General features: G+C 43.2%; 16 protein-coding genes and 5 pseudogenes. 14 read left to right on the top strand and 7 right to left on the bottom strand.

Annotated elements, in window-relative coordinates; genetic code table 11:
* Window positions 1-248 precede the first annotated feature (248 nt).
* On the bottom strand, window positions 249-1148 hold the full coding sequence (locus AC0L66_RS09300) for a putative PEP-binding protein (protein WP_473567036.1): 900 nt from the start codon (window positions 1146-1148) through the stop codon (window positions 249-251).
* 257 nt (window positions 1149-1405) lie between these two features.
* Between AC0L66_RS09300 and AC0L66_RS09295 the strand changes: the two genes are divergently transcribed.
* Entirely contained in the window at window positions 1406-2470 is a 1065-nt protein-coding gene (locus AC0L66_RS09295) for a 3-deoxy-7-phosphoheptulonate synthase (RefSeq protein ID WP_265672883.1), read from the top strand.
* A 1-nt stretch (window position 2471) separates the two neighbouring features.
* Complete coding sequence (locus AC0L66_RS09290) at window positions 2472-2954, top strand: YajQ family cyclic di-GMP-binding protein (RefSeq protein ID WP_250619013.1); 483 nt, start codon at window positions 2472-2474, stop codon at window positions 2952-2954.
* A gap of 76 nt (window positions 2955-3030) precedes the next feature.
* On the opposite strand, the pseudogene AC0L66_RS09285 reads toward AC0L66_RS09290, so the two are convergent.
* Window positions 3031-3971 (bottom strand): annotated as a pseudogene (locus tag AC0L66_RS09285) (precorrin-2 dehydrogenase/sirohydrochlorin ferrochelatase family protein).
* A 475-nt stretch (window positions 3972-4446) separates the two neighbouring features.
* On the opposite strand from AC0L66_RS09285, the gene AC0L66_RS09280 reads away from it, so the two are divergent.
* The 6 genes from AC0L66_RS09280 (at window position 4447) to AC0L66_RS09255 (ending at window position 10084) form a co-directional block, all read left to right on the top strand.
* Window positions 4447-5475, top strand: coding sequence for an amino acid ABC transporter substrate-binding protein (locus tag AC0L66_RS09280; RefSeq protein ID WP_428750735.1), 1029 nt, complete (start codon window positions 4447-4449; stop codon window positions 5473-5475).
* A 131-nt stretch (window positions 5476-5606) separates the two neighbouring features.
* Complete coding sequence (locus AC0L66_RS09275; RefSeq protein WP_265672885.1) at window positions 5607-6809, top strand: amino acid ABC transporter permease; 1203 nt, start codon at window positions 5607-5609, stop codon at window positions 6807-6809.
* Window position 6810: 1 nt separating this feature from the next.
* The gene (locus AC0L66_RS09270) at window positions 6811-7908 is read left to right on the top strand and encodes an amino acid ABC transporter permease (RefSeq protein ID WP_473567033.1); all 1098 of its coding nucleotides are present in this window, start codon (window positions 6811-6813) and stop codon (window positions 7906-7908) included.
* A 22-nt stretch (window positions 7909-7930) separates the two neighbouring features.
* Window positions 7931-8680, top strand: a complete 750-nt coding sequence (locus AC0L66_RS09265; protein WP_265672887.1) for an amino acid ABC transporter ATP-binding protein — start codon at window positions 7931-7933, stop codon at window positions 8678-8680.
* Between the two features lie 214 nt (window positions 8681-8894).
* A complete protein-coding gene (locus AC0L66_RS09260) occupies window positions 8895-9557 on the top strand; it encodes a Bax inhibitor-1/YccA family protein (protein WP_265672888.1) in 663 nt (220 codons plus the stop codon).
* A gap of 197 nt (window positions 9558-9754) precedes the next feature.
* Complete coding sequence (locus AC0L66_RS09255; RefSeq protein WP_473567031.1) at window positions 9755-10084, top strand: TusE/DsrC/DsvC family sulfur relay protein; 330 nt, start codon at window positions 9755-9757, stop codon at window positions 10082-10084.
* A 183-nt stretch (window positions 10085-10267) separates the two neighbouring features.
* On the opposite strand, the gene yccX is transcribed toward AC0L66_RS09255, so the two are convergent.
* The gene (yccX, locus tag AC0L66_RS09250; protein ID WP_265672890.1) at window positions 10268-10540 is read right to left on the bottom strand and encodes an acylphosphatase; all 273 of its coding nucleotides are present in this window, start codon (window positions 10538-10540) and stop codon (window positions 10268-10270) included.
* 166 nt (window positions 10541-10706) lie between these two features.
* On the opposite strand from yccX, the pseudogene AC0L66_RS09245 reads away from it, so the two are divergent.
* The 4 genes and pseudogenes from AC0L66_RS09245 (at window position 10707) to AC0L66_RS09230 (ending at window position 14704) form a co-directional block, all read left to right on the top strand.
* Window positions 10707-11897: pseudogene (locus AC0L66_RS09245) on the top strand (class I SAM-dependent methyltransferase).
* Window positions 11898-12278: 381 nt separating this feature from the next.
* A complete protein-coding gene (locus tag AC0L66_RS09240; RefSeq protein ID WP_473567029.1) occupies window positions 12279-13598 on the top strand; it encodes a TolC family outer membrane protein in 1320 nt (439 codons plus the stop codon).
* A gap of 3 nt (window positions 13599-13601) precedes the next feature.
* On the top strand, window positions 13602-14225 hold the full coding sequence (locus tag AC0L66_RS09235) for an OmpA family protein (protein WP_473567027.1): 624 nt from the start codon (window positions 13602-13604) through the stop codon (window positions 14223-14225).
* Between the two features lie 125 nt (window positions 14226-14350).
* Window positions 14351-14704 (top strand): DUF2750 domain-containing protein, encoded by a 354-nt coding sequence (locus tag AC0L66_RS09230; RefSeq protein WP_265672894.1) that lies wholly within the window; start codon window positions 14351-14353, stop codon window positions 14702-14704.
* A 122-nt stretch (window positions 14705-14826) separates the two neighbouring features.
* Here the strand turns inward: AC0L66_RS09230 and queC are convergent.
* Both queC and queE read right to left on the bottom strand, forming a co-directional pair.
* A pseudogene (gene queC / locus AC0L66_RS09225) lies at window positions 14827-15517 on the bottom strand (7-cyano-7-deazaguanine synthase QueC).
* A 20-nt stretch (window positions 15518-15537) separates the two neighbouring features.
* Window positions 15538-16220 (bottom strand): annotated as a pseudogene (gene queE, locus AC0L66_RS09220) (7-carboxy-7-deazaguanine synthase QueE).
* A gap of 153 nt (window positions 16221-16373) precedes the next feature.
* Here queE and AC0L66_RS09215 point away from each other — a divergent pair.
* Together AC0L66_RS09215 and yegS are read left to right on the top strand one after the other, a co-directional pair.
* Entirely contained in the window at window positions 16374-17177 is an 804-nt protein-coding gene (locus tag AC0L66_RS09215; protein ID WP_265672897.1) for a Cof-type HAD-IIB family hydrolase, read from the top strand.
* Window positions 17178-17293: 116 nt separating this feature from the next.
* A complete protein-coding gene (gene yegS / locus AC0L66_RS09210) occupies window positions 17294-18205 on the top strand; it encodes a lipid kinase YegS (RefSeq protein WP_473567025.1) in 912 nt (303 codons plus the stop codon).
* A gap of 82 nt (window positions 18206-18287) precedes the next feature.
* Here yegS and AC0L66_RS09205 read toward each other — a convergent pair.
* A pseudogene (locus AC0L66_RS09205) lies at window positions 18288-19592 on the bottom strand (dicarboxylate/amino acid:cation symporter).
* Between the two features lie 365 nt (window positions 19593-19957).
* Window positions 19958-20569: an FKBP-type peptidyl-prolyl cis-trans isomerase gene (locus AC0L66_RS09200; RefSeq protein ID WP_473567024.1), complete on the bottom strand. Its 612-nt coding sequence runs from the start codon at window positions 20567-20569 to the stop codon at window positions 19958-19960.
* Between the last annotated feature and the right edge of the window lie 198 nt (window positions 20570-20767).

The following is a 20767-nucleotide window of genomic DNA, read 5'->3' as shown; positions in this document are numbered from 1 at the left end:
TTAAAATACGATATCACTATATAACAGAAGATAACAGAAGTGACATGACCGCTTTTATAAACACTGAGGTGAAAGCTGAACGCTAAAGTGAAACGTCTAGAAAGTTAAGGTGAAACGTCTAGAAAGTTAAGGTGAAACGCCTAGAAAGTTAAAGGCTAAGGCATACGAGCCATTAGCCTTGTTATATTCAAGAGTCCCAAATTAATACTAAGAAATAAGAATATTAGGGAAGCAGACTCGGTCATTGGTTACGCGGTCACATAGACGTCTATATGGCCTAACTCTTCTAATTGTAGGGCGAGATTGGGGTAATCATTAAGTGAACCGATAACCACAATAGCAGGTTTTTTTACGTCTTTTGCCGTAACCACCGCATCTCTAACCAGCTTTAATACGGCCTCACTCTGTGGGTCATACAAGTGAGCAAGCTCGTCTTGGTGGCGATCTACGCCAAGTGTTAACTGAGTCAAGTTGTCTATTTTTAACACTAATCCGTCAAAATACTGCAATAGACGCTCCGATAACAAAACGGCAGATGGCGTATCACAAGCAAACAAAATCTTTAAGCCGTTAAGCCCACGTGGTAAACCTTGCTCGGCAAGTTGATCAATGATTTTGGCTGCATCACTCAACGCTCTGACGCAAGGCACGATAATCTCGACATTAATTCCCTGCTCTCGCAACACTTTTAGAACTCGGCACTCTAACGCGAACGTTGCGCTATAGGCTGCTGAGGCGAAACGAGAGACACCACGCACGCCAAGCGCTGGGTTAACTTCTTCAGACTCAACTTTGCCACCAAGCAAGGCGCTCATGCCATAGCTATCCGCGTCATTCAACTCTATACGAACGACTTTATGGCAAGGTTGAACTGCCGAGACAATTTCGGCGACAAGAGTTTCAACAAAAAAGTCCGGTGCTTCACGTCCGCCCAGCAATGCATTGATAGCATCCAATTCGACGTTATCGAGCTCACTACCAAGTTGAGCATAGTCAGGATGGAAAAATATTTTTTCCATAATAAGTTCAGCAATTGATACATACAAATGATCTGCCTCAGCGGTGTCTGAATAACTTGGAAAAACATGACCAAGACTCAGTGATGCTAAGGGAATGTTTTGACTTTCTTTCTCGCTTTCGTAACTCATGACTGCTCCGTGCTTTCTTAACTCTAACTAAAAGCAAAATACCGACTCAACCATATGAATACAAGGCATGATTAACAATAATCATGAACTATTTATGCCTCAGTCCATACATTCCGACAATTGTGTTATTTTTAATCAATTATGTGGCCATATTTAGCGCTAATCCCTCGTCAGCTAAGGAGATTACCATTAATAGTTTATTTGACTCGGCATTTCCGCTATCTTTACCGCTTCGAAATTAATACGTAGGCTGCCCCATGCCATTAAAAACAGACGAACTAAGAACTCAGGCACTAGGCCCAATGCCCACTCCGTTGGAATTGAGTACGACTCATCCCATTACAGATGATGTCGCGACAAGAATTGCCGATTCTCGCCGTCAGATTGAAAACATTCTATCCGGAGAAGATAGCCGTCTTCTTTGCATTGTTGGTCCATGCTCTGTCCACGATACAGAGGCTGCGCTTGATTACGCTAAACGCCTAAGTGCGATTCAAGACCAATACCGCGATGAGCTTTTCATTGTGATGCGTACCTACTTTGAAAAACCACGTACGGTTGTTGGTTGGAAAGGCTTGATTACCGATCCAAACCTAGATGGCTCTTACGCCCTTGAAGCTGGCTTAAACAAAGCACGTGGCCTATTACTTGACATCAACAAATTGGGTTTAGCGACGGCAACTGAATTTCTCGACATGATAACAGGGCAATACATTGCTGACCTTATCACTTGGGGAGCGATCGGTGCTCGTACAACAGAATCTCAAATCCATAGAGAGATGGCCTCTGCTCTATCTTGCCCAGTCGGGTTTAAGAATGGCACCAATGGCAGCGTCAAAATAGCTATGGACGCGATCCGAGCGGCACGTGCTTCACATTATTTCTATTCACCCGATAAAAATGGTCGAATGACGGTCTACCGCACGAGCGGTAACCCGCATGGGCATATCATTTTACGTGGTGGAGATACAGGTCCAAACTTTGATGAGGGCGCTATCGCATTAGCTTGTGAACAGCTTGCTTCATTTGACCTACCTCAGCGCCTAGTTGTTGACTTCAGCCACGCGAACTGTGAAAAGCAGCACCGCAAGCAACTTGATGTTGCAGAAGAAATCGGTCGTCAAATCATCGCAGGCTCTCACAAAGTTGCGGGTATCATGGCCGAAAGCTTCATTGAAGAAGGTAATCAGAGCATGAGCGACATCAATAACCTCGAATATGGGAAGTCAATCACTGACCCATGTCTAAGTTGGAGCGACACTGTTGATATGCTTAACATTCTCGCCGATGCGGTAAAACAACGTAATAGTAAGGAAATTTAACATGCCATCATTTGATATTATCTCTGAGATAGAGACGGTTGAATTGCGTAATGCTGTCGATAACGCAAATAGAGAGATCACTACCCGCTTTGACTTCCGTAATGTTGAAGCATCATTCACACTAAACGGTGAAGTAGTTAAACTGTCTTGCGAAAGTGACTTTCAACTAAAACAAATGCGTGACATCTTACGTGGCAATCTTACCAAACGTGGTGTCGATGTGGGTTCAATGGAGTCTAAAACAGCAGAGCAGTCTGGTAAGCTTTGGCACCAAAACATTGAATTTAAACAAGGTATTGAAACTGCCGTTGCTAAAAAGATCGTAAAAGCGGTGAAAGACGCAAAAATCAAAGTACAAGTTTCGATCCAGGGCGAGAAAGTTCGCGTAACGGGTAAAAAACGTGATGACTTACAAGCGACAATGCAACTCGTTAAAACGGGTGAGCTCGGACAGCCTTTCCAGTTCGATAACTTCAGAGACTAATCTGTAGACCACCACCGTTTGTTGCTCCTTTCTAGAGCGACAAACAGGCAAAATAAAAAAGGGCAGGTGCCCTTTTTTATTTTATGCGCCCCAACTCAATCACATTATCACTTTCTTTAAGCAAACGATAAGCTGACGAAGCCGGGTCGATAAATACCACCACCCTCTGTCCATCGACTTTACATTGGCGAATATGCTCTGCCGCCTCAGTAATATCGTGAAAAGACACCCTTTCTGCATCACGTCTTACCAAATCAACAAAACCAAATGGGCAGGCTCTATCATAAAATACGATTTCTGCCTCTTGCATCAAGCGTAATGCTCTTAGCGGCAGAAGTTCAGGGTCATCACCAAACTCAATCCACGTACATGACTCGGAAAATGTCACCTAGGTTGCTCAACCATTCGCTGATAAACCTGTTCAATATCTTGATTATTAACACAGCACATCACGTCTGGTTTTCTAAAAAACAGCTCCCAGAACTTGCGGCGCTCATCAACTGAAGGAAAACGCTGCTTAATGTCAGCTCGCTTACTGGCGGCAAAATCTGCGAGTTGCGCAGTATTCATGGGCAAAACGGTTTCTATTTTTTCACGTATTCCTCGAATGAGAACAGGAGAAGATCCACCACTCGAAATCGCTATTTGAATGCGTCCTCGGTTTATTATCGAGGGCGTAATAAAGTCACAATAAGGCGTATCATCGACAACATTAACAAGAATACGTAACTTTTTTGCATCTTTATGCACTTGATGATTCAAGCTAGGATTATCGGTTGTCGCCCAAACTTGTACGTAATCGCTTGTCATCAATTCTGGCTCATAAAACCGCTGTATCCAATGACACTTATCATTACCTACTAATTGAGCCAGATAAGGCTCTATCTTAGGCGACACAACCGTTACCTGCGCACCCGCACGTAACAACATATCAATTTTACGACAAGCAACCTCCCCTCCGCCTATCACGAGTACAGGCTTTTCAAGTAGATCCATAAACAGTGGAAAGTAACGCATAAATTTCCCTTTCAAAACGAAATAACTATTCATTCAAACTCACCAGAATGGTGCAGCTTTGTCACCGAGACATTCGTCACAAAACAATTTTTCACTGAATTTTCAGCAATAATTAGCGCAATATCCAGTGTTTGACCTAAAAAACAAGCTAGTATTTTAAATTAACGTTTTTTTAACAAATCTACTTCTATCGCACTAGATTGGTGTTTAGTTGCACTATTTACAAAACTATTACACTTCGTCATTCTAACAATGGTTTAAGGTCGTGTGACAACTCAAAACATCTTTTAAATTAATAATTTGAGAAATCATAAAACATTATCTACGCTTTAAACGGTTGTTACAACTGGTAGAAAATTAGTTCGAATATTAAGAACTTAGGATGCACCAAAATCATGACCAGCACAAAACAATGATTAGCACATTGTATTCAGGATGGACCTGATTTACACGGAACTTACAGGAAGGATACACAATGGCAAAGAACCTCACTCTAATTGCATCTTTGGTAGCTGCTTCAGCTGCTATGGTAAGCACGTCAGCTTCCGCGGCTGACAGCACGCTAGAAAAGGTCACGAAAGCAGGCGTTTTAACTTGTGGTGTGAGTACGGGTCTTCCCGGCTTCTCCAACCCTAACTCAAAAGGTGAATGGGAAGGTATTGATGTTGAATACTGTCAAGCTGTTGCAGCGGCAGTACTTGGTGATAAATCTAAAGTAAAATATGTCCCACTAACCGCAAAAGAGCGTTTTACTGCCCTTCAGTCTGGGGAAATTGATGTACTGTCACGTAATACTACGTGGACTCTACACCGTGATACTGCTCTGGGTCTAAACTTTGTCGGCGTTAACTATTATGATGGTCAAGGCTTCATGGTCATGAAAGATCTGGGTGTGACCAGTGCTAAAGATCTCGATGGCGCTTCTGTTTGTGTTCAATCAGGTACAACGACTGAACTCAACCTAGCCGATTACTTCCGTAACAGCGGTATGTCATACAAGCCAGTGGTATTTGATACTGCGGCACAAACATCAAAAGGCTTTGACGCCGGACGTTGTGACGTACTGACGACTGACCAATCCGGTCTATATGCTCTAAGACTTAACCTAAAAGATCCTAGCGCAGCCGTCGTACTTCCAGAAATCATTTCTAAAGAGCCTCTAGGTCCTGTTGTTCGCCAAGGCGATGACCAATGGTTCAACATTGCTAAATGGACACTAAACGCCATGATCAATGCTGAAGAATATGGTATTACCTCGAAAAATGCGGATGAAATGCTGAAATCGACCGATCCAAACATCAAGCGTATTCTTGGCGTTGATGGGCCGAAAGGTAAAGGTCTAGGCATTAATGATGATTGGGGTTACCAAGTTATCAAACAAGTAGGTAACTACGGTGAAAGCTTCGAGCGAACTGTCGGTACAGGCTCTCCACTGGCAATTGACCGTGGTGTCAACGCACTTTGGAATGCTGGTGGCTTCATGTATGCGCCACCAATCCGCTAAACGTATCAAATAGCTGAAAGCAAACGTCGCCGTCAGTTGTTTGCACTACAATTAGTGCTTTGAAATACATAATGCTCCAAAACAAGGGCGGTTTATCCGCCCTTTCTCAAAGGATTTGAGGTTATAGCTGTATGAAACCTACTAATACTCAAGTCGCAACGCAGGCAAAACCTGCGAAAAGCGCAAATCTCCTGTACAACCCTACCTTTCGTTCCGTCGTTTTCCAAGCTATTGCAATTGTAGCGCTTGGAGCCTTTTTCTATACTATTGTCACTAATGCTCTCGACAACCTTGCGGCTCGAGGCATCGCCACTGGTTTTGATTTTCTTTCTGAAGAAGCGGGTTTTGGTATTGGGTTAACACTCATTGAATACGATGAAACGTTTTCTTATGGTCGCACCTTTTTTGTTGGGCTACTGAACACGGCTCTTGTCTCTGTCCTTGGTATACTCTTCGCGACAGTATTGGGCTTTGTAATTGGTATTGCTCGTCTTTCTTCTAACTGGCTTGTGAGCCGATTCGCCGCCGTCTACATTGAGATATTCCGAAATATCCCACTACTGCTGCAGATCTTCTTTTGGTATTTTGCCGTTCTTCAGGCGCTTCCTTCGCCAAGACAAAGTATGAGCCTAGGGGAAGCTATTTTCCTTAACGTTCGTGGGTTGTACTTCCCTGCCCCTGTTATGGAAGCTGGAAGTAGTATTGTCATTGGTGTTTTCATCATTGGTCTAATCGCTACAATTGGCGTAAGTATATGGGCCAAAAACAAACAAAGATTAACTGGGCAACAAACTCCAATGTTACGTATCGCCTTAGGGTTACTCGTTGGATTACCACTCATCGCCTACTTTATTATGGGCATGCCAATTTCTGCAGAATATCCCGTATTAAAAGGGTTTAACTTCCGTGGCGGAATTAGCATCATCCCAGAGTTAGCGGCATTAACCATTGCGCTTAGTATCTACACTGCGTCTTTCATCGCTGAGATCGTTCGTTCCGGTATCAATGCTGTCAATCATGGTCAAACTGAGGCTGCGATGTCTCTTGGTTTACCTCGCACTCGCACATTGAAGCTCGTCGTGATCCCGCAAGCAATGAGAATCATCATTCCGCCTTTAACGAGTCAATACCTTAACTTAACCAAAAACTCATCTTTAGCGATGGCTATCGGTTATCCAGACCTGGTGTCTGTTTTCGCTGGCACGACACTGAACCAAGTGGGGCAAGCGATTGAAGTTATCGCGATGACGATGGCAGTCTATCTGACCTTAAGTTTAGTCACTTCTGCGTTGATGAATTTGTATAACCGTAAAGTCGCTTTGGTGGAGAGATAATATGTCGCAGCATCAATTTCAGCCCGACCTTCCGCCACCAGCCAATACGGTAGGTCTTGTCGGATGGCTCCGGAAAAACTTGTTTGATGGGCCAGTCAATTCCATACTGACCATCATTGTGAGTTACATCTGCATTACATTGCTTTGGCAGGTTGCTAACTGGGCATTTATTAATGCCGATTGGGTAGGCACTACTCGAGATGCATGCTCACGAGAAGGGGCTTGTTGGGTATTCATCAGTGTACGCTGGGACCAGTTCATGTACGGTTTCTACCCAGAAGCTGAGCTATGGAGACCACAGCTTTTTTACGCAACACTCGCGATTTTCGTCGCATTGCTTGCCTACGAAGGTACGCCTAAGCGCTTGTGGATTTGGTTGTTTTTTGTAAACATTTATCCGTTTATCGCAGGCGCCCTACTGTATGGCGGCGTATTTGGCCTAGAGGTCGTTGATACCCATAAATGGGGAGGCCTACTTGTCACGCTAATCATCGCACTGGTCGGGATTATCGTCTCCCTACCTATTGGTGTGGCTTTGGCTCTCGGGCGACGCTCAGAAATGCCGATTATCCGCAGTATCTGTACAGTGTATATCGAAGTTTGGCGTGGTGTACCGCTCATCACCGTCCTATTTATGGCTTCCGTTATGCTTCCGCTGTTTTTAGCAGAAGGAACCGAAACAGATAAGCTGATTCGTGCATTAATAGGTGTAGTTCTATTTAGTGCAGCCTACATGGCCGAAGTTGTCCGAGGAGGGTTACAAGCGATTTCCAAAGGGCAATACGAGGCCGCTGACGCACTAGGTCTTAGCTATTGGAAAAAAATGGGGTTAATCGTACTACCCCAAGCATTGAAGATCACTATCCCTTCAATTGTGAACACGTTTATCGGTCTTTTCAAAGACACCAGTTTGGTACTCATCATCGGTATGTTTGATGTATTGGGTATTGGTCAGGCAGCAAACACCGACCCTGAGTGGTTAGGTTTTTCTACCGAAAGTTATGTATTTGTCGCGTTAGTGTTCTGGGTATTCTGCTTTGGCATGTCGAGATATTCGATATGGCTAGAGAATAAACTGCATACCGATCACAAACGATAAAACGGAAATTCAAGGACGTATTATGACGCAACAAGAAGATTACATGATCCAACTGAAGGACATGAACAAATGGTACGGTGAGTTTCACGTACTGAAAAATATTAACCTAGAAGTAAAAAAAGGCGAGAAAATCGTTATTTGTGGCCCTTCTGGCTCTGGTAAGTCGACCATGATTCGCTGCATTAACCGCCTAGAAGAGCATCAAGCCGGTAACATTTTTGTATCTGGCACTGAATTGACGGAAGATCTAAAAAATATCGAAGCAGTAAGACGAGAAGTCGGCATGTGTTTCCAACACTTTAACCTCTTTCCGCACTTAACTGTGTTAGAAAACTGCACACTCGCGCCAATTTGGGTTAAAAAAATGCCTAAAGAAGAAGCTGAGTCAATAGCAATGAAGTATTTAGAGCGTGTAAAGATCCCTGATCAAGCAGACAAATACCCTGGTCAACTCTCCGGCGGACAACAACAGCGCGTTGCCATTGCACGCTCACTATGCATGAGTCCTCAGGTTATGCTGTTCGACGAACCCACTTCAGCACTCGATCCTGAAATGGTTCGAGAAGTACTCGACGTCATGGTGGAGCTTGCAGATGAGGGCATGACCATGCTGTGTGTTACTCACGAAATGGGGTTTGCAAAAGAAGTCGCCGACAGAGTTATCTTCATGGACGCGGGTGAAATTATCGAAGAGAACAACCCTATCGATTTCTTCGAAAACCCGCAATCAGACCGAACGCAAAACTTCTTGAGCCAAATTTTGCACCATTAAAGCCTCATTAACGAAAAGGCGACGGAAACGTCGCCTTTTTTTGTGGATTCAAGCATTTGCAATGCAGACATATTGTGTTACATCTTACTACATACTTAAGCAACTATTTTTATTATGATTTTGTAAAGTGACTTATAATGGTAAAGCTTGATTTTTTGAACAATCGGCCCCATAACTAGTCATATAAGAAAGTTAATCATCTACGAGGAAGATTATGAACGGTCCTATGGTATCTCGCACTTCGTCAGAAGCGAGCGTTCTGCAAACGAACAAAGTATTACGCAACACCTATGCCCTACTATCTATGACTTTACTTTGGTCTGCGGTAGTCGCTGGTGTTTCTATGGCGATGGGATTACCTCGCCCTGGTATTATTATCACTCTGGTTGGCTTTTACGGACTACTTTTCTTGACTGAGAAAAACCGTGATAACTCAATGGGGTTGGTGTTCACATTCCTATTTACAGGCTTTATGGGCTACACCATTGGTCCATTGCTAAATATGTATATAGGCGCGGGCATGGGCGATGTGATTGTCACCGCTCTCGGTGGTACAGCCTTGTCGTTCTTAGCGGCATCTGCGTATGCGCTGACAACTAAACGCGACCTGTCAATGCTTGGCGGCTTAATGTTGTCACTATTTGTTGTACTAATTGTAGGTATGATTGCCAGCATCTTTATTCAATCCACTATCATGCATTTAGCACTTAGTAGCTTGTTTATCGTGTTCTCAACGATGGCGATTTTGATGACAACACAAGGCATTATCCGTGGCGGCGAGACTAACTACATCTCTGCAACCGTTACGCTTTTTGTCTCTATTTACAACATCTTCATCAGCCTGCTAAGTATTCTTGGCATCATGAACGACGACTAGTTTGTTGACGATGCGTTGATTGTAAAGCCCGAGTTTATCTCGGGTTTTTTATTACTTATCATTTTATTTACCTCTTCACTTTTCCTACCGCCTAGCGGCAACACCCATTCAATCGTTAGGCAACACTCATTACTGGCTTGAAATTGTGTTTTAATTTGAGCTAACATCCTAGCGAGTCCAACATACTGATTAATACTATGATCCAATACCAAGATAAAAGCATTGAAACAGATGCGGAAGGCTACCTACTGAACTTTGAAGAGTGGGAAGAAGGCATGATTGCTATTCTTGCTAAAGAAGAAAACATTGAACTCACCGACGCGCATATTGAAGTCGTGATGTTTGTTCGTCAATTTTACCAAGAGTTCAATACTTCCCCTGCGGTTCGAATGTTGGTAAAAGCAATGGAAAAAGCGCACGGTCCGGAAAAAGGTAACAGCAAGTACTTATTTAAACTCTTTAAAAAGGGACCTACAAAACAAGCAACGAAATTGGCCGGACTACCAAAGCCAGCGAAGTGCCTATAATTTTCAACTAACCTGAGAATGTCTAGCTAGACTATGTATTTAGCCAGACTATGCATTTAGCTAGACTATGTGTTTAGCTAAGCTATGTATCTAACTCACCAATAATGCCCAACTAACGTTCGTTCAGGCGGTAGAAATTCAGCAAATTCAGCTCCTGAGTTCACACTCGAGCCTCAGATGCGGCTAGAGGATCTTGAAACTTCGATATAGCTGATATTCGCATGGCTCTCGCACCACACGTTGAACATGTGCGGTTCTTGGGCCTGTCATCAACCATCGCTCTAATGCATCAACATCTGTCGGTCGACCGCATACCATCACTTCCACAGTGCCATCAGGTTGGTTCTTTGCATATCCCGTTGTATTTAATTTCAGTCCTTCATGGCAAGTGTGATACCGAAAACCCACACCTTGCACGTGTCCCTCAACAATAAACTTCTTACAAATATCCGGCATAAGATTATCCCTAATGTTACCACTCTTAGAATATAGCGAATATATTGGCCTAATCTGAACTTAAACCGTATTTAAACACAGTCATTATGGCCACATCATTGCATTTGTCTGCGACATCACACAAAATAGCCCACCCTTTCTATTGTACTAACACGTAAGGCATCTCATGGCTCCTGCAATACATCTCGTAAAAGGTCGCGACAAATCACTAAGACGTAAACACCCTTGGATTTTTTCACGCGGTATCTCCCGCGTCGATGGGCAACCTTCTCTTGGTGAAACGGTTGATGTCTTTGCGGACAACGGAGAATGGCTCGCTAAAGCGGCATTTTCACCAAATTCACAAATTCGCGCGCGCGTTTGGAGCTTTGAAAAACAAGCGATCGATGTAGACTTTTTCGTATCTCGCATCCGAACTGCTCAGCTACTCAGAGAAGACATTATTGAGCGTGATGGCTTAACTGGCTATCGCCTCATCGCGGCTGAGTCAGATGGTTTACCAGGTATCACCATTGATAAGTACAACCAGTACCTCGTCTGTCAATTACTCAGTGCAGGCGCAGAATATCAAAAAGACGCCCTTGTTGAAGCTTTGCATATCTGCTTTCCAGAGTGTTCGATTTACGAACGTTCAGACGTATCTGTACGTAAAAGAAGGCCTTAAAGAGCGCACTGGCGTTTTGCTTGGAGACGAGCCTCTGGAGCCTGTCGTAATCGAAGAAAACGGGGTAAAGATTAGTGTCGATATCATTAAAGGGCATAAAACTGGGTTTTATCTTGATCAACGCGATAGCCGCTATCAAGCACAGAAGTACACTAAAGGTAAAGAAGTACTAAACTGCTTTAGCTATACGGGTGGCTTTGGTCTTTACGCGCTGAAAAGTGGTGCGACTCGCGTCATTAATGCGGATGTGTCACAGCTCGCATTAGACACGGCCAAACACAACGCGGAACTCAACGGTTTCACGGAAAAGAAAAAGGCCGTATTCTTAAATGCCGATGTCTTTAAACTGCTAAGAGAGTACCGTGACCAAGGCACCAAATTTGATGTCGTTATCATGGACCCACCTAAATTTGCAGAGTCCAAAGCACAACTCAATGGAGCTTGTCGAGGCTATAAAGATATCAACATGCTCGCCATGCAAATTCTAAAACCCGGTGGTACGCTATTAACTTATTCCTGCTCCGGTTTAATGGATCAAAATCTATTCCAAAAAATCATCGCCGACGCAGCACTAGACGCTGCAGCCGTTCAGTGAAATTCGTTGAACGATTTGAGCAAGCTGCGGATCACCCTACAGACACAGCTTACCCAGAAGGCTTCTACCTAAAAGGATTTGCCTGCAAAGTACTGTAGTGAAAAACTTGCTACCGCGACACTCTGGAACAACCATTAAACCACTCATTGTCACATGAGTGGTTTTTTTATGCCCTATCCGTCTCATTTTTGAGACTTTTTTGCAGACTTACCATTGAACAACCGAATTTCTCTACTATTTTCAATAATATGTTTGTATTTTCATGCTGCATTCAAAAAAGACACTCAAAGTCTTAATTTGGATACACTAACATTGCAGTTCCTATTTGAAATTATGTCATTGGTCACTATAGTTTATCTATAGATACCGTAACCTAATGACTTAACTTACATTATCAAACTGTGGGATTAACTAATGCATGTTCATTATAAGAACCCTATCAAAGCAAACACTTTGTTTAAGGGCTAAGGAGAATTACATTGAACAAGTTAACCATTTCGACTATCGCTTGTTTTATCGCGACGAGTTTACCTGCGGCTAGCCAAACGCTGGAGCAAGCCGTTGCCACCACGTTAGCGACCAACCCTGAGATCAAAGCCGCATACAATGAGTATGTAAGTAAGCGATATGACGCCGAAGCCTCCGTAGGCGCCTACAGGCCCAAAGTAGACTTGGATGGTGGTATTGGTTATGAGCGAACTGACTTTGATCGTGCGGATTCGCTCAATAATAGAAATGAGAGCCTGACCAGAAAGGAAGTAGGCATTAGCCTTACTCAGTTACTATGGGATGGTAACGAAACGTTAAACGATATGGACAGAACGGCTGCGGAAGCCGAGTCTGTGCGCTATCAACTTTTAGCTGACGCGTCTGATATCGCGCTAGAGGTCTCTAAAATTTATCTAGAGGCAACCAAAGCTTATGAAATACTCTCGCTGTCTGAAGCTAACTTAGAAGTACACAAAAAGATCTTTGCCGACATTAAAAAACGCGTGGATTCCGGAATAGGGTCTACTGCCGATTTATCGCAAGTTGAAGCACGTATTGCAAAAGCTCACGGGAATTTGCTTGCCGCGCAAAATAACTTATTTGACACCCATACACAATTTAAGCGCATCGTTGGACAAATCCCACTTGGCCTGAAATATCCACAAGCGGACCTTAACGCTATTCCACCAACCGTCGATCAAGCCCTTAAAATCGCCATAGAGCAACACCCTGTCATTCGAATTTCGCAGGTCGATGTCGACTCAGCTCGCTTTCAATATCAACAAACCAAAGGTGTCAACTACCCGACTTTCTACATTGATGCGGGTCACAACTGGCGTGATGACGCTGGCGGTAACATCGGCACTGATAACGAAACCAGAGCCATGGTTCGAATGCGTTACAATCTGTATAACGGAGGATCTGATTCCGACCGTACAGAAGCCGCAGCTTATCAATTAAACAAGGCCAAAGATTTCCGTGACCGTACGTTTCGTATGGTTGAAGAAGGGTTAAATCTGTCATGGACCGGACTAGAATTCACGGTGCAACAAAAGGAATTTTTAGCTGATCACGTCGATTCTGCATCCGATACCGTTGTGGCCTATCAAAAACAATACAAAATAGGTAAACGAACCCTTCTTGATGTTCTCAATACCGAAAATGAACTATTCGAAGCGAGAAAAGGGTATCTGGACGCGAAGTATGCCGAACAATTGGCTAAATATCGCGTCATGAATGCGACTGGTAACTTATTACAAGGGCTACGTATTGATACCCCGCAAGAGTGGAATGAAAAGGTGGAGTACTAAATCATGAAACTACAAAACTTACTGTTACTTTGTAGCCTAGTGGCATTTTCTGCCACCTCAACCGCGACCACTCATGCTCAGGATGAGTACGACTACATCCCCACCCCTTTAGCAGATCAAAAAGCAGATTTAATTGACGATGATAGTGATGGTGTGATTAACGCCAGAGACTTATGTGTCGTTACCCCTAATGGTTCAGTAATCGATAACGACGGCTGCGAGAAACACATAGATACAACCCAATCGATGGCGATTAGAGTGTTATTCGACAATAACTCGACAACAATCAAATCTGTTTTTCAAAATCAAATTCGCCAAATGGCCGATTTCCTCAAAACTTACCCAGATACCACCATTGAAATTCAAGGCTATGCCAGCATTGTTGGTAATCCAGAAAAGAATTTAGTGTTATCTCAAAACCGCGCCGATGCGGTGAGGCAAGCGATCATCAATAATGGTATCTCGCCTAACAGGCTCACTATTGTCGGATTCGGTGACACCAAGCCAGAAGAGCTTGGTTCGAATGAGTTCTCTCATGCAATGAACCGAAAAGTTGTCGCATCTGTCGTCGGCTACAAGGGTGAAGTAGAAAAACAATGGACCATATTCACCAAAATTGACAAGTAGCCGTCCATTTTGGCGCTATTTTCTTTAAAGGCAGTCAAATCGACTGCCCTTTTTAATGCCGTTCATTTAGTTCTTTTACAACTCGTGCTACTCTTAACGCAGTTATTACTAAGAGTATAAAAATCATGAGCAAATTGACTTCAGATGTCGCGCAAAACCTAGAACTTTTCATTCGTGAAACCAAAGCTACTGAGCTAGTTTGGGGTTTACGAAACGAAGAAGGTTGGCTGGCATGTGACTCAACGGAATTCGAAAATTCTGAAGTAATGCCATTTTGGTCTTCAGAAGAAGAAGCAAAATTACATAATGTCGAAGAGTGGGCCGATTTTGAAGTGTTACACATTCCGTTAGATATCTTTGTGGAAGATTGGTTACTAACTCTTGCTGAAGATGGGGTTTTAATTGGTGCAAACTGGAACACACAGTTAGATGGTAAAGAATTAGAACCATCTGATCTCGCTAAGCTGTACCTGAAATAGAACGCGTAACTCATAACACATATAAAAATAGAGGCTTTTGCCTCTATTTTTATGTCAATACTAAATTACATACCTATTAAACAATACCGTTTATAAACAATACCTTTTGTAAACAATACCGTTTATCCCGCTTGCTTTTTCGTTAGAGAGTCTGACACAGCTTGTTTGTTATCCAAGTAGTGCTGTAGCCCATTTTTCCGAAGATCACACGCAGGACAATCCCCACACCCATCTCCAATCACGCCATTATAGCAAGTGAGCGTTTCTTCACGTACTAACGCTAACGCTTGATACTGGTCAGCAAGCGCCCACGTTTCGGCTTTGTCCAACCACATAAGTGGTGTTTCAATAGTAAACGCTCTATCCATCCCTTGAATTAAAGCCGTATTCATCGACTTTACAAACTCATCACGACAGTCAGGGTAGCCAGAAAAATCCGTTTCACAGACCCCTGTAATCACACTCTGTGCGCCAATTTGGTATGCATATATTCCAGCAAGCGTTAAAAACAAAATGTTACGGCCTGGCACAAATGAATTTGGTAAGCCATTTTCACCAAGTTCATGTGACACAGGAATATCATCGCGGGTAAGTGAGCTTATCGCGAGTTCATTTAGCAAACCTACATCCATAACCTTCATGCGCGGCAACACCCAGCTTTTTGGCTAATGCTTGTGCGACTTCAATTTCTAACTTATGACGCTGCCCATAGTCAAACGTAATGGCATGTACTTCATCGTACTCCTGCAACGCTTTCACTAAACACGTAGTGGAGTCTTGCCCCCCACTAAATACGACGACGGCTTTTTTCATTCTCGTTATTCCTAATCCTATTACGCGATACTGAGATATTTATGTGTTTGAACTGAGAGACGCCAATTACGCTTAATACACGTTTCAATACACAGCTCAGTCGCCCGTAATTTTTGGCTGATGGGTTGTAAGGCAATCTCAACGTTAGGCTTTAATGCCACACCTACGAGTAGTTCATCAAGCTGGTCTATATTTTTCTGCGTTGCCACTGGGTGCTTGATTTCATTTGCTCTTTCTAGCGCTGATGGTAGGACTGGTAACTTGCCTTTCATCGCTATCTTTGGTGACACTGTCACCCATGTATTTTCGGTAACGCTAACTGGGGATGTACCACTGGTTTCAATCTGACAATGACAGCCGATCGACTCAAAGGCCTGAGTTAACGGAAGAAGATCAAATTCACATGGCTCGCCATAGAGGTGATAACAATATGTTTAGCGTTGTAACCCAATGCTTTGTACTGAGCAATCACATCGCTCGCGGAAGCAGAGTACCAAGTAGGATCATCGCCTTGCTTTACAATGACTTCTCCAAATGTTCGCTCATCATCCTTCTCCGCCAGCCAGGTCTGCTTAGTATCGCACCAAGCACAACCGACACTGCATCCCTGTAAACGAACAAACACCGCAGGGACACCAGTATAAACACCCTCACCTTGAATGGTTTCAAACATTTCGTTGATTTTGTATTGCATATTATTCATTAAACGCTGCTAATCATGACTATTGATAACCGATGTGCAGACCTTAAAGTATGCGTATTAGAAATTCAATACAAAGTCATCAGCTAAATGTCTGGTAGTTCTCTTAGAGTTTTTTTATTCTAGCGGCATTGTTTTATTTTAAGGTAAGTTATTGTGTATAAACTCATCGCCATTGACATGGATGGCACCCTCCTCACGTCTGATAAAAAAATCTCCGAGCGCACTAAGCGCGCTATTCAATCTGCGAAAGAAAAAGGCGTTACTGTCGTACTGGCATCCGGTCGTCCAATCAATGGGATGCTTGATTCAGTCAATGAGTTAGGGCTAAATTCACCCGATGACTACATCATTCACTTCAATGGTGCATTTGTGCAAAGAACGCATAGTGGTGAGGTTCTTCACCAACAAATCATCGATGGACGCAGCGCAAAAGAGATCGCCTCTCTTGCCAAACAACTTGGTTTATATTGCCATGCATTTAGCCAAAAGCTAGGCCTTATCACAACTGAGTCAAATCCCTATACCGATCATGAAGCCGAGATCAACAAGCTCGATATCACAGTGTACGATTTTGACCAATTAGAAGATGACCACCACATCATCAAAGCAATGATTGTAGGCGAACCTAGTCAACTAACTGAAGGCATTGCTCATATTCCGAGTTCGTTTAAAGACACCTATACTATTGTGCAAAGCGCGCCATTCTTCTTAGAGTTTCTTAATCCTTTAAGCAATAAAGGAGAAGGCGTTAGTGTTGTCGCAAAACAACTGGGTATTTCCGCCGATCAAGTGATGTGTTTCGGTGATGCTGAAAACGACCACCATATGATTAAGTTTGCTGGAAAAGGCGTGGCAATGGCAAATGCTATGGAGGCAACCAAAGCCTTAGCCGATTATATTACCGATAGTAACGACAACGACGGTGTCGCCAAAGCCATTGAAACTTTTGTACTCTAGTAACAAAGATTCTGGTAGTTAAATTGTCGTAACAAGAATAGTGCTGTAATGGATAACGCTATCATCAATACAGCACTGTCATCTACTTCACAATCACACAATACGATGGAGCCATCATGACGATACGCCTACTTCTGAACGGTAAAAAAGCCGCACAAGATGATATTAGACAAGCGGTGACCCAACTTCGTGCTGAAGGTTATGGTATTGAAGTGCGCGTGACTTGGGAAGCTGGTGACATTAACCGATTAGTCACAGAAGCTTACGAACAAGGGGTTCAGCGTATTATTGCGGGCGGTGGTGACGGCACCGTCAACGAAGTGGTCGACGCTTTACTGAGAAACAAGGCCGCTAACATAGAATTAGCGATTTTGCCGCTGGGAACCGCTAATGACTTTGCAAGCGCCTGCACTATTCCAACCGACAACCCCTATGACGCGTTAAAACTCGCACTCACCGGAAAAGCGTTCGCTGTGGACGCCGCTCAAGCGAATCAGCGACACTTTATTAATATCGCGACGGCGGGTTTTGGTGCACAAGTGACCGCAAACACCCCTATTCCTTTAAAGAACTTTCTGGGTGGTGGCGCCTACACACTAGCCGGACTCGTTCAAGCGATCAACTTTCAACCCTTTCAGGGCACCGTGAAATATGACGGTCACACTGTCGAGAGTCATATTGTTATTGGGGCTGTGTGCAATGGTCGTATGGCCGGGGGCGGACAAGCTCTTGCCCCTACGGCGTATATTGATGATGGATATTTAGATGTTGTTTCTTTAGAAGAGTTTGCGCCTTCTGATATTCCAACCGTTCTCGATGAGTTGATGCAAGAAGACCACTTTTCTGGTCAGTTTGTAAAACGTAACCAAGTTAAAACCATTGAGTGGGAGTCAGACAGTATCATGCCAACGAATTTAGATGGTGAACCACTGGCAGACACTACAATCACCTTTCGCGTCTTGCCACTGGCCATAACGTTGGTACTCCCAACGAGTTGCCCACTTTTATTTAAAAACCGTTTAATGTAAACAAAAAAACCAGTGAATGTCTATTCACTGGTTTTTATCTCTATTCGAACGTTATGAAAAATAACGCTGTTATTATGCTACTTTACGTTCGAACTAGTTCGACGGTTTCTTCTTTTTGTCCTGCTGCCGGGTCATTAAATTTCTCAATATCTAACGAACCCTCAGATTTGGCTACAATACATGTTACTGCACTATCACCGTGTAATATTGACCGCCGTACGGATCATATCAAGCAGACGATCGACACCCATAATTAAAGCAATGCCTTCAAGAGGTAAGCCAACTTGGTTAAGAACCATCGCTAGCATAATCAAACCTACACCAGGAACGCCAGCAGTACCGATTGAGGCAATGGTCGCCGTTAGAATCACTGTCAAGTAGTCTCCCATCGTCAGGTCGATGTTAAACGCTTGAGCAATAAATGCTGTCGCGACACCTTGCATGATTGCAGTACCATCCATATTGATGGTTGCCCCTAACGGAATGGTAAATGACGACACTCTATTGTCTACCCCTAGACGGTTTTGCGCCGTTTCCATTGTAACCGGAATGGTTGCGTTGGATGATGCCGTTGAAAATGCAAACATAATCGCATCTTCCATTTTTTTCAAAAATGTCAGTGGACTCAGGCCCGTGAATGACTTTAACAACACGCTATAAGTAACAAGGCCGTGTAGCAATAATGTAGCAGTCAATACTAGGAAATATTCAGCCAAGTTAAAGATGGCACTCAGCCCCAAACTAGAGTAAATAACTTAGCCATTAGGAAGAAGACACCAAAAGGTGCGATGTTCATCAGTAAAGCAACAAGCTTCATTATGACATCGTTCAAATCTCTAAACATAGCTGCAATGCGTTCACCTGGCTCACCAGCCGCACTGATAGCAATACCAAACAGTACTGCAAACACGATAACTTGAAGTGTTTTCCCTTCAGCCATTGCGCTGATCGGGTTAGTTGGGAACATGTCGATGATCACTTGACCTAGCGACGGAGCCTCTGCGGAAGCAAAAGTACTGGCTGCGGTTAAATCAGCGCCTTGTCCTGGCTGGAATAATGTTCCCATGGTCAAGGCTAATGTGATAGCAACCGCGGTTGTCGCTACATAAAACAAAACTGTTTTTCCGCCCAATCGACCGAGTGTTGTCACATCTTTTAGTGAACTAGTACCACAAACAAGAGAAACAAAGACCAGTGGCACAACAAGCATTTTCAGGCTGGCAATAAAGATTTGACCGCCAACTTCAAAAAGACCATTTACAATGTATGCGTCGACAAATCCATTTTCAGCAAATAAGCCTCGAATTGCGAAGCCCGTTAAAATACCAGCAACCATACCGATAATCACTCGTGTCGTGAGTGACATTGGTTTCTTTGCATTAGTCATAATTACTCCTTATTTTTATAGTGCTTACTGATGGCGTCATCAAAAGCGCCTGCAGATTAGCAGCAAGACCCGTCAAATTAGAATGACAAATTTGTTTCGCTAATCCGCATCGTGACCGTGCTCACACAAAAACGACCCGCAACCAACAAGCCATTAACACAATCACCCGAACAATAATAAAAATTCAGCGTAAAATTTCACATATCATCACATTTGATATATTACTATCTTTTGATAATGACATTAGAAAAATTAATATCATTCTGTTTTTTAAAAATCATGCTACTAAAAACAAAAATACCCAGTGCTAAACACTGGGTATTTTGATTTAACCATTCGCATTCTATTAAGTAACTTGCTCTCTATTAGGTTACTTGCTCTATGTGCAAATCAAAGATGACCGCAGTATCAGCAGGAACTGTTTGATGAGTATTCTCTTTGTAAGCTAGATGACTAGGTACATACAAACGCCACGTTGCACCAACATTCATTTCTTTCAACGCCACCATCCATGCTAATGGTACTTGCTGTAGCTGTACGGTCATTGGTTCAGGTAAATGTGCAGAGCCATCCACTAACTGCCCATTCAATAACCAAGTTTTATGACGCACAGATAAACGACTCTTTGGTGTTACTTCTGCGGGGTGACTTCCTTCATTTAGGATTTCATATTGAATCCCAGAGCTATGGCTCAATACCGTGTCACGCTGGCCATTTTTAGTGAAAAACTCACGCTCATAATTGGCTTTTTGTTGTTCTAGTGTCGTTTCCGCCTGCTTTCTTTGTTCTTCAAGTTCTGCTTTCAACGATTCCGCACCGTTAGGATCAAAAGGCCATTCTTTTTGCAAAAACGTGTCCATAATAGCTTCTTGGATAATTTTGATGTTCATTTTAGGAAACGATTTTTTCGCTAACTCTGCGGCCACTTCTCGCCCCAAAATATAGCTGACTTTTTGTTCTAACGTTTCAATATCCATGACAACCTCAATACTTGAAAATACAGTCCGTATTTTATGCCATTATCAAAACATTTAAAGTATTTTACGGATACATGCTAAGGCGTTACGTATTGAACATTACTCATTGCAGATGAATCTAGGAAGACAAAAATAGAAGACGTAAGAAGCCCTAAGCCATGAATTTGGGCTTAGAGAAGTTTGGCTGTAAGCAGTAGT

The organism is Vibrio sp. GJ43-1 (genome assembly GCF_055808835.1).
This window is presented reverse-complemented; position numbering and strand designations above follow the sequence as displayed.

Coding starts and splice junctions, on each gene's coding strand:
- AC0L66_RS09255 (WP_473567031.1), top strand. CDS start 9,755: ATGATCCAATACCAAGATAAAAGCATTGAAACAGATGCGGAAGGCTAC.
- AC0L66_RS09200 (WP_473567024.1), bottom strand. CDS start 20,569: ATGGATATTGAAACGTTAGAACAAAAAGTCAGCTATATTTTGGGGCGA.
- AC0L66_RS09300 (WP_473567036.1), bottom strand. CDS start 1,148: ATGAGTTACGAAAGCGAGAAAGAAAGTCAAAACATTCCCTTAGCATCA.
- yegS (WP_473567025.1), top strand. CDS start 17,294: ATGACGATACGCCTACTTCTGAACGGTAAAAAAGCCGCACAAGATGAT.
- yccX (WP_265672890.1), bottom strand. CDS start 10,540: ATGCCGGATATTTGTAAGAAGTTTATTGTTGAGGGACACGTGCAAGGT.
- AC0L66_RS09265 (WP_265672887.1), top strand. CDS start 7,931: ATGACGCAACAAGAAGATTACATGATCCAACTGAAGGACATGAACAAA.
- AC0L66_RS09290 (WP_250619013.1), top strand. CDS start 2,472: ATGCCATCATTTGATATTATCTCTGAGATAGAGACGGTTGAATTGCGT.
- AC0L66_RS09270 (WP_473567033.1), top strand. CDS start 6,811: ATGTCGCAGCATCAATTTCAGCCCGACCTTCCGCCACCAGCCAATACG.
- AC0L66_RS09230 (WP_265672894.1), top strand. CDS start 14,351: ATGAGCAAATTGACTTCAGATGTCGCGCAAAACCTAGAACTTTTCATT.
- AC0L66_RS09295 (WP_265672883.1), top strand. CDS start 1,406: ATGCCATTAAAAACAGACGAACTAAGAACTCAGGCACTAGGCCCAATG.
- AC0L66_RS09280 (WP_428750735.1), top strand. CDS start 4,447: ATGGCAAAGAACCTCACTCTAATTGCATCTTTGGTAGCTGCTTCAGCT.
- AC0L66_RS09235 (WP_473567027.1), top strand. CDS start 13,602: ATGAAACTACAAAACTTACTGTTACTTTGTAGCCTAGTGGCATTTTCT.
- AC0L66_RS09260 (WP_265672888.1), top strand. CDS start 8,895: ATGAACGGTCCTATGGTATCTCGCACTTCGTCAGAAGCGAGCGTTCTG.
- AC0L66_RS09275 (WP_265672885.1), top strand. CDS start 5,607: ATGAAACCTACTAATACTCAAGTCGCAACGCAGGCAAAACCTGCGAAA.